The organism is Lederbergia citrisecunda (assembly GCF_018343695.1).
Taxonomy (GTDB): Bacteria; Bacillota; Bacilli; order Bacillales; family Bacillaceae_C; genus Lederbergia; species Lederbergia citrisecunda.
In genome coordinates, this window is the sequence record NZ_JAGYPJ010000001.1 from 2,137,481 (window position 1) to 2,150,001 (window position 12,521).

Sequence of the window (12,521 nt, forward strand, 5' to 3'; positions counted from 1 at the left end):
CGTGTTACTCACCCGTCCGCCGCTAACTTCAGGGAGCAAGCTCCCATCCATTCGCTCGACTTGCATGTATTAGGCACGCCGCCAGCGTTCGTCCTGAGCCAGGATCAAACTCTCATATAAGTAGTTGATTAGCTCATAAGCTGGCAATGGTTTAAAACCATTGTTTAAAATAATTTTTGACGTTTGTTTCGTTCAGTTTTCAAAGATCAAAATCTCGCTTTAACTAAATTAGCGACTTTCAAATAATAACACTTTTTCGCTTGGTAGTCAATCACTTTTTTTTTTGTGAAAAACTACTTTTTTTGATTTAAGTTTAACGTCCTGTTTCGGACGTTTATTAATATAACACGGATATTTTATTTGCACAATACTTTTTTAAAAATAATTTAGTTCTTTTTTTGTGCGATTGATTTATAGCTATTAGTAAATAAGCAAAGAACTTCAATAGATACTTACTACATATGAATTATTGTGCGTCATTTAGATTAAGAAACAATATAAATAACATTTATTATACTTCTATATTATATTGTATAATCACAAATTTTTCGTGTCATGATTAAACATCGCAACATAAAACAAGATATGTTTTTATTTATTAGTCATAATAGTAGTTTACTTCTTCTTGTTTTTTATATTATCCATGGTGATTAAATTTGCAGGATTGAAAATTGCTTGTAGTTTGTTCGATGGTAGTCGTACTAAATTCGTTAAACGTTTTTGCCAAAGCAAACTAAACTGCAGACAATCCCTTCCTAGAATATCTTCAGGTAGTTTTTCAAACCGAAGTTCTTCTATATAATGTGACTTTTTACTAAAATGAATTCCATCTGTATCCTCACTTTCATTTCTCTTAAAAAGATAATGTAAACGAACAAAGTTGATTCACCAGTTATTCTTTTTAGATTGAGCAAGAATTTACACCTTTATTCTCAACTATTAAGAATTGAGATTTTCTATCTATTCATGAAGACTTATAAAAAAAATCGTAATAAACATTAATTCTCTCACGATTCACACTTGATCAAGACCTATACCTCTGAAATACCACTCTTTTGTCCTGATTCGGACTCAATCGAGACTAAAACATCGGAATTGCCATTCTTCTGTCCCGATTCGGACTCAATCGAGACAGAGACACCCGATATACCTCTCTACTGTCTCGATTCATAGTAAAAATCTACAGATTCTGATCAACAAACAATGGCGAAGCTTTGTCAAAGCGAAAGGGATGCTCATATTCGAAATGACCTTCAATAAAAACCGTTGATCATGTCTTTCTTTTGAAAAGTCCTTATCACTATCTAATGTGATATGGCTTCATATAAACCGCCTTACCAAAGTTGGCTAACCAAACTCCTACATATGTTTCTGCACCAGTATTAAAAAAATTGGCGTTTTGTATTCGTTCACCTTATATGTAGAAAAACGAAATAAAATTTCGTCAAATGTCACGATTTTTTATTATAATGCCTCTCTAGCTTGTTGGACTTTACTTACATATTGTTCCGCATATTTCGTGATTAAATCAAAATCGCCAGTTTTAGCTGGTGCAACTAAATTGCCCCCGACACCAACGGCAACACAACCATTTTTGATCCATTGATCTATGTTTTCTAGACTTACTCCACCTGTTGGCATAATATTCACTTGTGGTAGTGGCGCTTTCACCGCTTTAACAAAATCTGGACCAAAAGCATTTCCTGGAAATAGCTTTATAATGTCTACACCGTATTCAAGTGCATTTCTCATTTCCGTAATCGTCATGCAGCCTGGCATATACGGTATTTGATATAAATTACAAAGTTTGGCGGTTTCTAAATCAAAGCTTGGGCTTACAATATATTTAGCACCTGCCAATATAGCAATTCTAGCAGTTATGGCATCAAGTACTGTTCCAGCACCAATAACAACGTTGTTATTATTTTTGTAAAAAATAGAGAGTTCCTCTATGATTTCTGAAGCTCCTTGCACAGTAAACGTGATTTCAATTCCACGAATCCCACCTTTTACACATGCTTCGGAAATCTTTATTGCTTCTTCCTTTGAGTCTGCTCTTACAACTGCGACGACACCACATTCAATTATGTTACTTATGACATTATACTTATTCATATTACACCCCCAAAATTTCAGTCAACATTATTATTCTAGCTCTGGGTATACACATTGATTATATATAACCACAAACTAGTTTACAAGAGTTAACGCTTTCACGAATATGTTCCCTAGTCCTTCTTTCTCTTTATGATTTCAAGTATACTATAGAAGGATCTTGAATAACTACAACATCATTTTTACCTCCAAAGCCTCTACTACCATATGAAAAAGGCTACGGAGTCATCCATAGCCTTTCATTTATAAAAGTTATATTTATTATTAGCTGATTCTATTCTAATTTGTATGTTGACTTACACTCTAGTCCCACGCTTTCTGGCCAAGTGGTGAAATCAACAGATTGATTAAATAAGAAAACCCATACAAAATAATGGACCAATTATCAATGGCTATCTTCAAAGCAACATAAAGGTTAAATTGTCATACTTCCGAATCCGCCATCTACACGAATAAAGGTGCCCGTAACAAAACCTGATGCTTTATCGGATGCTAAATAAATAGCTGCTCCTTGAAGTTCCTCTGGTACACCAAAGCGATTCATCGGTGTGTGGTTCATAATGGATGCAATCCGTTCTTCACTCAATATTTTACGATTTTGTTCTGCAGGGAAAAAACCCGGAATAATGGCATTTACACGAATTCCATAAGGCGCAAATTCTCTCGCTAAAAACTGTGTAACACTATTGACACCTGCTTTTGAAGCTGAATAAGTGAATACTTTTGATAAAGGCGTTGTCGAAGATACGGAGGAAATATTAATAATACTTCCTTTTCTGTTTTGTTCCACCATACGTTTTGCAAAAATTTGAGTTGTAAAAACAAGCCCTTTTAAATTTACATCCATTATATCTTCCCACTCTTCCATTTCTAATTCAAAGAAAGGAGTGGTACTGTTTTTCCCAGGTGCATTTAATAAAATATCCCATCCACCTGACCATGCTTCAATCTCTTTCGCAAGACTTTCTATCGATTCTAGAGAACTAACATCACCGTAAAAAGATTTCGCTTCTCCGCCATTCTCAATGATTTCTTTAGTAACAGCCTCAGCTTTTTCTAAATTTCTTCCAACGATGGCAAGTTTTGCACCGTGCTCTGCCAGCCCTTTAGCAATGGAGCTGCCAAGTACGCTATTTCCCCCGACCGCCACAGCCACTTTTCCAGTCAAATCAAATAGATTGCTCACCACTACACCTCCAATTATTCAATATCTTCACTTTCTGAAATTTCCATTCTCATCAAATTCCATTTCATATAATTCAGATATTATCTCTAAATTTGAATGCTGTTTAACATAATCAAGAAGGTCTTCCGAAACTTCTATCTCACTTATTTCCAGTGTATTTTTGATCCGAACGAGTTTAACTTTACTAAAATCCAAAATATTGCAAGTTTTAATGGACGCTTTTATGCAGAGACAATCATTTGCCAAAGTGGTTGCAATTTTAGTAGGTGAAACAACCGTTGAGGTTAATCCATTTGCATAGGTTGCTTCTCTGTCCATCTTGTCTACGAGACGCTGTGTTGTAAAATCTGCGGTTCCCACGCCATTTGCATTGCCTTCGCTCTCTTTTGTTATATCGAGGACCGCCATTTTGTTTACTTCTGGACCACCATGTGCATATGGAGTTGGATATCGGCCCGTAATATTCGGATCCATCCCGTCTCCACTGATGTTTTTACCGATTTCATCAATTACGAGCACATCAATTTGTTCAAAAAAGAGTTTTGGCAACAGTTGCTTTGCTAACTTTTGCAACTCTATTTCCTCTTCTTCAATTTCATCAGGAGTCAGTACTGACACTTTTGCTACTTTATCAAAAGCATTTTCAACTGAAGCAACAGCGAATAATATCGGCTTTTTTTCCATAATTACTTTAGCCATAGCTGGAACATTCTCAGCCATATATTTAAAGCCAAGTTGATGACAAGCTTCAGCGCCTTTTTGTTTTCCTAACCCAATACTGATCATCTTCATAATTCCACTTTCCACTCGACCACGAAAAGCAGTATGTGGTTTAACTCGGTTTAATACAACAATACCGTCCGCCTGTGAGGCAATCTTATCGATATAAACTGGAAGACCATTTGGCAATTCCCCAAGTTTGATTACTTCCATGGAAGAACGAATTTCGGCATTGACCGTTTCTTCTGTTACTCCCAGATGTTCCAATACTGCTTTTTGGCCCTCTGCCGTCGCCCCTCCATGACTTCCCATACTTGGGACGATAAATGGGATTGCACCTAGTTCTTTTAAAAATGTTACTGTAATCGCGGTCATGTCTACAATTCGATCAACACCTCGACTCCCAACCGCAATGGCAATTTCCATACCAGGTTTAACCTTCGACTTAATTTTTTCTTGATTCAATTCAGCTCTTAAGGCAGCTTCAAAGTCATCAATCCTGGTTGCGTCAAATTTCTGCCGGACTTTTACCATTTTTGGAAGCGGAATGTCTTTTAGCAATTCTTCTAATATACCCAAAATTATTCACTCCCTCATGTGTTTTAACTATGCCAACCAAAAATAACCAACAATGATAAGGGCTACCCTCCACTGGAACATTTTTCAGCTATCCAGGATGAAGTAGCCCCCCTGCAGTTAATCTTGTTTTTATTTTTCTAAACCAAAATAACGTTTTGCATTCTCATAGCATATATTACGCACATATTTTTCTAGTAGAGTCATATCTTTAGGTACTTTGCTTTCTTCGACCCAAGTTCCTAATAAGTTACATAATATTCTTCTGAAATACTCGTGTCTTGGAAACGATAGAAAGCTTCTTGAATCAGTAAGCATCCCAATAAAATTACTAATTAAGCCAATATTAGCGAGTGTCTTCATTTGGTCTTCCATTCCATCAATTGTGTCATTATACCACCATGCTGTACCAAACTGGACTTTGCCAGGTACTTCAGAGCTTTGATAGTTCCCTGCCATCGCTGCGAGAACATCATAATCTTTCGCATTTATGCTATAAAGAATTGTCTTTGGTAACTTATCTTTTTGCTCTAATGAATCTAGAAAACTAGCCAATTTATTGGCAATCAACAGATCACCAATTGAGTCAAAGCCAGTGTCAGGCCCTAACTTTGCAAACATGCGCTTATTATTATTCCGAAGTGCACCTAAATGGAGCTGCATTGCCCAGCCTTTTTCAGCGTACCATTCTCCGAGAGCAAGTAATGTATAAGTCTTAAATTTTTCAGCCTCTTCCTCTGAAACATCTTCGCCACTTAAACGCTTCTTGAAAATTTGATCGACTTCTTGTTTGAAAGCTTCCTTGAAAAACATTACATCAATACCATGATCGGAGCTTTTACAACCATGCTCAGCAAAATAATCTACCCTCTTAGATAATGCATCCAAAAATGCATCATAATTTTCAATGGATGAATTCGTTACTTCCCCTAATCTTTCCACCCATGGCAAAAAGGTTTCTCGTTCAATAAATAAGCCTTTATCTGGTCGGAATGAAGGTGAGACTGTCACTTCAAAACCTTCCTCTTTTAATGCTCGGTGGCTTTCTAAATTGTCAGTTGGATCATCTGTTGTTCCAACAAATTCAACTTTATCCTTTTTTAAGATGGAACGTACAGATAGCGCTGGAGCCGATAGTTTTCTATTCGCCTCTTCCCATATAGCTGGAGCAGATTTTTCATTTAATACTTCATCGATCTCAAAATATCTTATTAATTCTAAATGAGTCCAATGGTATAAAGGGTTACCTAATGAATTGGGAACCGTTTCAGCCCATTTTAAGAACTTTTCGTAACCGCTTTTATTTCCTGTAATATAATCCTCATGAATCCCATTTGCACGCATGGCACGCCATTTATAATGATCTCCACCAAGCCAAATATCAGCAATATTATTAAAATTTTTATCTTCTAAAATCTCTTCTTGTTTTAAATGATTATGATAATCAATGATTGGCAAATCTTTTGCCGTGTTATGGAAGAGTTCCTTTGCCGTTTCATTATATAGTAGAAAATCATCTGTTATAAAAGTTTTCATAAATCATTCGCCATCCTTTCATATAGAGGAGTGTTCATTGTTTACGGACTGTAACATTTGAATGCACTGCTTGTAAATTATCAGGTAAACTTCGCGCATACTCCCAGTACAATCCACGACAATATTTGTATTCGGTTCATTCTTTAAAGTCCCAACGTATCCACATGGTTCCCAATATGATGAACTAATGATTCTATATATTCATCTTCATACTCATCAAGCGTTTTATAGAATTCTTCTTTAAACAATGGCTCTCCGTTATCATCTTTTGCAGTTAAAATTATTCCATATGTAACATGAAGAACTTGACGCGCAGCATCATTATTCATATAGTCTGCAAGATTTTCATCTGTCACTGAATCAAGTGGTGCAATTGAATCCAGATCAGGAGTAATATGATAGTATTTCAATGCCTCTTCCAAATTTCTCAATGCAAACGTATGCAACCTTCTATATAAATAAGGATTTGTTTTTGCAATAACCCTGACGGCTTCAAGCCAGTTTGTACCAGCTGTCTTTACATGGACGATACCTTTTGTATGCTTTGCGATAATTGGGAAAACTCTAAATTTATCACTGCCTGAATGGATACTGAGCTTATATCCAAAATACTCTGCAATCAAGGCATGCTCACTTAATTCACGTTCGAATTGTTCAACATCTCCAATATAATCGATTCCTTTTTGGAATTCTCCGCAAAATCTTGGAGCAAGACTGATCACCTTTACTCCTTTGGATGTTAATTCATTCGCAACGAAAAAATGTGCCATTGGAGATGTAATCGTTTCTGTTTCATCAATAGAAATTTCAAAGTCAAAGTCGCGATCCAGCTTGCTAATATACTCATTATAAACATGAACCATATATTTAAGAGCTTCGTCATACTCTAAAACATATTTTATCAATGTTTCTTCATCAAATGAAATCGCTACTCCGTTTACATCAAATGTTTGATGTAAATACCTTTCATTATAATAATCTTGAACATCTTTTGGATACTTTTCAAACTCACTTCGCACTTCTTCTAAAGACTTAGCACCAATCCCAGTTGGAATATAATCTGAGCAGTCTAATGTCAACATTGAGATTCCAAGCTCAAGAGCCATTTGAATATCACTTTCTTGCTTAATATGATCACCATCTGCACCATATCCACCTTCATATCCCTCTTGGAAAACCGCAAACGCCGCTGCATCAAGCATATCATTCATTGTACGGTTCGTTAAAGTTAATTCGCGTATACTTTGTTGTGCAAGAATCGGTTTTACAAGACGACCTTTAATTGCTTCAATATGACCAGGAGATGCTAATCCTAAACGATCTCCCAATCCCATTGTTGCAATCTTAGTACCGAAAGCACGAGGGACAGTATAGTCAAAATAACGATTTAGTACTAGACGATTTTCATGGCTCAATGGACAAGCCTTGCCCTTTCCAATATTCTCCCCTTGTAAATCATCGAAAAGAGAACCTTTACCAACAACTAGGATGTATCTGATACCATTTGTTTTTACCATTATTAATCTAGCTTGTTCGTGTTCCTTAAATGATTTTTTATAGACTTTTACTCTAGTATTACTCGCTGTTATTTTTCCTTGATATAATTCTTCAATAACTGACAATAATCCTTCCATTCCTATCATCCTTTACATTATTGTAATGTCCTATCATTTCTAGTAGTTTAGCTCGAAATGATAACGCTACCAAATATCACATCTCGAAATAACAACGTTGTTATTTTAATGATAGACCAATAAAGCTATTAACACAACGTGATTTTACTATTCAAATCCCAGTTATCTAAACCTTATGAAAAATTTAAGGATTTAATACTCTAATTCTAAGCCTCTTTGGCTTGATGATTTATACTTTTTTGGCACTGCCGCAAACGATTAACCAAATAATGAAAACGTTGTTATTCTGTGATACAGTAAATAATACATGCATTTTTTAAAATAATAACAATAGGTGAAAATTATGGGTGTAACAATTAAAGATATAGCAAAAATAGCAGGAGTTAGTTACTCTACTGTTTCTAAAGCACTAAATAACAGTCCTTTAGTCAAACCTACAACAAAAAATCACATCCTTAAATTAGCAAAAGAAATGGGATATGAACCAAATTTTGCTGCGCAAAGACTCGTTTCCAAACAAACAAAAATTATTGGTTTGATTTGGCCGACTATTGAAAGAGTGGTTCTCTCAACTTTAGTTACCAATATTAGCAATGAAATTAGAAAAACACCTTACTCCATGATTCTTTCCGTAGAGTCGATCCCAAATTCACTCGAAACATTTAAAAGCTTCCAAGTAGATGGGGTCATTTTGTTTGACGATCATATCGACATTTCTATCGAACCGAACAATATTCCTATACTTATATACGGTGTTGCAGAGAAAGAATCTCATCATTCTCCAATCGTCGATGCCAACCATAAACAAGCAATGTTAGAAGCTATTACGTATTTACATTGCGAATTAGGGCACACAAAAATTGCTTATATCGGTGATTTTTCGAAAACAGATCGGATGCAAATGGAAAAATTAAATGGTTTTAAAAAAGCGATGGACAACTATGACTTGTCAATAGATACCCATTTCTTAGTAGATACGAATGGCCTCGATTGGTATGATGGCTATCACTCTGTAAATAAGCTATTGGAAGGCTCCAATCGACCTACCGCTATTGTTGGAGGAAGTTATGATATTAGTGGTGGAATCATTCGCGGTATTAAAGAAAAAAAGTTGCAGATTCCAGACGATATTTCAATCATTAGTTATGATAACATCCCTCAAATGGCGAATATGGAAATCCCTTTAACAAGTATAGGAGTCCCGGTCAATCAGTTAGCAGCGGAAATTGTTCAGTCAATGATTGAGCTAATCGAAAACAAAACTCTTAATCCTAATGTGCGTAAAATGATTCCGAAAATAAATATCCGTCAGTCTTGTGGACGAATAAATAAAATTGCCGATTAAACTAGAATGAAAGCCTTGTATTAAAAATATGTTCTATATGAGACTCTTTGTCAGCTAAGCAAATTTGTTTTTTTGCAAATGTTATTGAGCAGGATAAACCCTCTTATATTGTATTTTGCATAATAAAATCTAATTCATGTTTCTAAAAGCAATCTCATATATTGTATCAAAACCATTTTTAAGAAGGTGAAATTCAAAATGCTAACAAAAATTGCACTAATTATCGCTTTATGTATGACGGTATATTTATTTTCATATTCCTACATTGAAGCATTAAGGATTTCGAATTCCGAAGAACGAGTTTACGGTGGAACCTTTATTTTTTCATCGATAATGGCCTTTGTATTTTCCGGGCTTACATACTTGTTTATTTAAGGCTTTGTAAAACCTCGAATGTTTATTCAACAATAAGGTTAAACAAAGCCTTATTTACATAACTTATTAACCCATTCTTCTATTTGATCAATCCGTGTATATAGATGCACGGTTCTTCTTTTTTCTTTCTTCTTCTAACTGCTCTCTATACTCTGGATTACCTTAGGTTTTTTCTCTTGAACAAGGAATAAAGTGACACTTACGATAATGATCAAACCACCTATTATTTGGGTCCAAAGTATTGTCTCGTTCAATATATAAAACGCCAAAATTGCTGCACCTACAGGCTCAAATAAGATCGCCATCGAAATGGTAGATGTACTTAACCATTTAATAGACCAGTTAAAGAGGGTATGTCCTAATAATGTAGGAATTAAAGCAAGTAATACAAAATATATCCAATCCGAAGGCGGATAAGGATACAATGTAGATCCGGAGAACAGTACGTATATAAACAATACAATAGAACTGATTAAATAAACGGTAAATGTATATGCGATAAGAGATATACGCTTTCTTACCTCTTGTCCAAAAAGTAAATAAGCAGTTATGAATGCACATGCGACTAATGCTAAAAAATCACCATATAATGCGGAACCACTAATTTTAAAGTCTCCCCAGCTAATAATGACGCTTCCGATAATGGCGATAATTGCACAGAGAATGGCTTTTGCTGAAAACTTCTCATTGAATAATAAAAACGTTCCTACAAAAGCGAATAATGGCTGAAGCGTAACCAACACAGTCGAACTCGCAACGGTTGTGTAATTAAGAGATTCAAACCATAAAATAAAGTGGAAAGCTAAAAAAATTCCTGCAATAATGGAAAAACTCCATTCCTTTTTGTTCATTAAGAAAAGTTCTTTTATGTATTTAGGGAAGAAAAACGGTATCATAATTAGTACGCTGAAAAATAAACGATAAAAGGCAATAACTGCTGCGTCAGCAGAAGATAATTTTACAAATATAGCGGAAGTCGATACCGACAATACTCCCACAATTAACGCAAAATAAGGGTTTATTTTTGGTGTATCCATCTGTCTCTCCTTAATATAGGTTTCTAGGTTACTTTCGTTATGTTTTACGACAAGCTTATATGTACATATTTTATCTTTATGATAAGTTATAATCCATACATAAGTACTTTGTTAGAGGGGAGGAGTTTTGAATTTTGGATTATTTAGATTTAGAATTACTGCTGAAGCTAGGTATTTCCGCCTTATTAGGTTTAATTATTGGTTTAGAACGAGAATTAAAAAGAAAACCACTTGGACTTAAAACAAGTTTAGTAATTTCAATTATCAGCTGTCTATTAACCATTGTATCCATTGAGTCAGCTTATATTTTTCCTGGGAACGATCAAGTCCGAATTCAAATGGATCCGCTCCGCTTAGCCGCACAAATTGTATCAGGAATTGGTTTTCTTGGGGCGGGCGTTATATTACGTAGAGGAAACGACCACATATCAGGACTAACAACGGCAGCGATGATATGGGGAGCCGCCGGCATTGGGATTACCGTTGGAGCTGGTTTTTATATCGAAGCCGTTGCAGGTGTAATATTATTAATTATTAGTGTCGAATTTATTCCTTATACATTAATAAAAATTGGTCCAAAACGATTATTAAAAAGAGACATAATCATTAAAATTACAGTAAGTAAACAAGAGAGCTTAGAGAGAGTGATAGAAAAATTGCAAGAAGATAAAATAACAATCTCTCACACTAGAATCAAAGATCTTAAAGAAAATTCCAGTTATCTTCTTGAACTCAAAACGAGAGTCAATGTCAATCGCTCTATTACAAACATTTATTATGCAATATCTAAAATTGAAGACGTACAAAGTAGTGAAATTATAAGTTAATATATGTAAGCCAGAAAAATCCCCTTGCACTTTTCGCAAAAGTTACTATAATAAGATATGTAGTTTATAAAGTCGGGGGATTAGCTCAGCTGGGAGAGCGCTTCGCTGGCAGCGAAGAGGTCAGCGGTTCGAACCCGCTATTCTCCATACGTAAAAAACTTGCAAAACCTTTATAAATAAGGGATTGCAAGTTTTTTTGTTTTATACTCCTATCAAGAAGTTGCACGTCGTGCTGCGGTTGAAATTGAAAAAGCCTTTCCATTAAAAGGTCAATCGTCACCTTACACATAGTATTCCTATTCCCAAAACAATCTCATACTGCTAATCTTGATGTCGTTGCTTTAAGGATTGGTTTTAGGCGGCATACAGTTCATTTCAATAGATTTTTCGTTGTGTAGCCTAGTCAATAAGTTGTAATCTGGATTTACTTCCCAAGTTTCATATGGAATAAAACACTGTGATTTCATCGCATCTAGCGTTCGAGATTTTTGTTGTGGGCGAGTTATGTATTGATCAATATTAGATTCGTTTAATCTAATATATTTAGCTTCTTTTATTTCTTCTGGTTGAATTCTTATTTCCCCACTAACATATTCAGCTTTAAAAACAACGGATAGAACTTGCTTGGTAGTATTAAAATAGACACCAGTTATACCTATAGGACGAATTACTATTCCCGTCTCTTCGAAAAATTCTCTACAAACTGCCTTGTCTAAAGGTTCTCCAACTTCAACATTTCCCCCTGGCATTTCCCAAGTGTCTGAACGCCAATGGGTCCTTATTAGTAAAACCTCTTCTTTAGCGTTCATTACTAAGGCAGAAACTGAAATAGTCTGTTTTGGTGGTTCATATTCCATTTAGTATCACCTCATATATCGGATTCGCCAACCTCCGGTCAAATCCTTCTTTAACCAAAATCTCGTTAGTGGAAAAACGACTACTATAATTGAACAAGCTCACCAGTTCAATTTAAGTACAATAATCACAATCTAATATTAAGCACATACCATTTTTAAAGATAACTTTTATGGGGGTTATACAATCCTTTTTAAAAAATTATCATTTAAAAATACCATAAGAAAAAAGGGATTCTCAATGTAATCCCTTTAATTAAAAGTTATACGTATTCTTTTTAGATTAAAGGAACTATTTTCCATTTTCATGTATATT

At 35.0% G+C, this 12,521-nt stretch carries 10 protein-coding genes and 1 tRNA gene; 4 read left to right on the forward strand and 7 right to left on the reverse strand.

The features are described 5' to 3' along the window. Nucleotides 1–1,464: 1,464 nt before the first annotated feature. The 5 genes from KHA93_RS10745 to KHA93_RS10765 form a co-directional block, all read right to left on the reverse strand. Nucleotides 1,465–2,115 carry a bifunctional 4-hydroxy-2-oxoglutarate aldolase/2-dehydro-3-deoxy-phosphogluconate aldolase gene (locus tag KHA93_RS10745; RefSeq protein ID WP_213110720.1) on the reverse strand — a complete coding sequence of 217 codons (651 nt, stop codon included), beginning with the start codon at nt 2,113–2,115 and terminating at the stop codon, nt 1,465–1,467. Between the two features lie 415 nt (nt 2,116–2,530). Beyond that, entirely contained in the window at nt 2,531–3,301 is a 771-nt protein-coding gene (locus tag KHA93_RS10750) for an SDR family oxidoreductase (RefSeq protein WP_213110721.1), read from the reverse strand. Between the two features lie 27 nt (nt 3,302–3,328). Then, nucleotides 3,329–4,600 (reverse strand): nickel pincer cofactor-dependent isomerase, group 22, encoded by a 1,272-nt coding sequence (locus KHA93_RS10755; protein ID WP_213110722.1) that lies wholly within the window; start codon nt 4,598–4,600, stop codon nt 3,329–3,331. 129 nt (nt 4,601–4,729) lie between these two features. Further along, a complete protein-coding gene (uxaC, locus tag KHA93_RS10760; RefSeq protein ID WP_213110723.1) occupies nt 4,730–6,133 on the reverse strand; it encodes a glucuronate isomerase in 1,404 nt (467 codons plus the stop codon). A gap of 143 nt (nt 6,134–6,276) precedes the next feature. Beyond that, a complete protein-coding gene (locus KHA93_RS10765; protein WP_213110724.1) occupies nt 6,277–7,767 on the reverse strand; it encodes a tagaturonate epimerase family protein in 1,491 nt (496 codons plus the stop codon). A gap of 343 nt (nt 7,768–8,110) precedes the next feature. On the opposite strand from KHA93_RS10765, the gene KHA93_RS10770 reads away from it, so the two are divergent. Continuing rightward, nucleotides 8,111–9,112, forward strand: coding sequence for a LacI family DNA-binding transcriptional regulator (locus KHA93_RS10770; RefSeq protein WP_213110725.1), 1,002 nt, complete (start codon nt 8,111–8,113; stop codon nt 9,110–9,112). Between the two features lie 198 nt (nt 9,113–9,310). Then, nucleotides 9,311–9,487, forward strand: coding sequence for a hypothetical protein (locus KHA93_RS10775; RefSeq protein WP_213110726.1), 177 nt, complete (start codon nt 9,311–9,313; stop codon nt 9,485–9,487). 134 nt (nt 9,488–9,621) lie between these two features. Here the strand turns inward: KHA93_RS10775 and KHA93_RS10780 are convergent, their stop codons facing one another. Then, on the reverse strand, nt 9,622–10,524 hold the full coding sequence (locus KHA93_RS10780) for a DMT family transporter (protein ID WP_213110727.1): 903 nt from the start codon (nt 10,522–10,524) through the stop codon (nt 9,622–9,624). A gap of 134 nt (nt 10,525–10,658) precedes the next feature. On the opposite strand from KHA93_RS10780, the gene KHA93_RS10785 reads away from it, so the two are divergent. Together KHA93_RS10785 and KHA93_RS10790 are read left to right on the forward strand one after the other, a co-directional pair. After that, nucleotides 10,659–11,351 (forward strand): MgtC/SapB family protein, encoded by a 693-nt coding sequence (locus tag KHA93_RS10785; protein WP_213110728.1) that lies wholly within the window; start codon nt 10,659–10,661, stop codon nt 11,349–11,351. 74 nt (nt 11,352–11,425) lie between these two features. Further along, a tRNA-Ala gene (locus KHA93_RS10790) sits at nt 11,426–11,498 on the forward strand. A gap of 194 nt (nt 11,499–11,692) precedes the next feature. Here KHA93_RS10790 and KHA93_RS10795 read toward each other — a convergent pair. Continuing rightward, nucleotides 11,693–12,208: an NUDIX hydrolase gene (locus tag KHA93_RS10795; protein WP_213110729.1), complete on the reverse strand. Its 516-nt coding sequence runs from the start codon at nt 12,206–12,208 to the stop codon at nt 11,693–11,695. Nucleotides 12,209–12,521 lie beyond the last annotated feature (313 nt).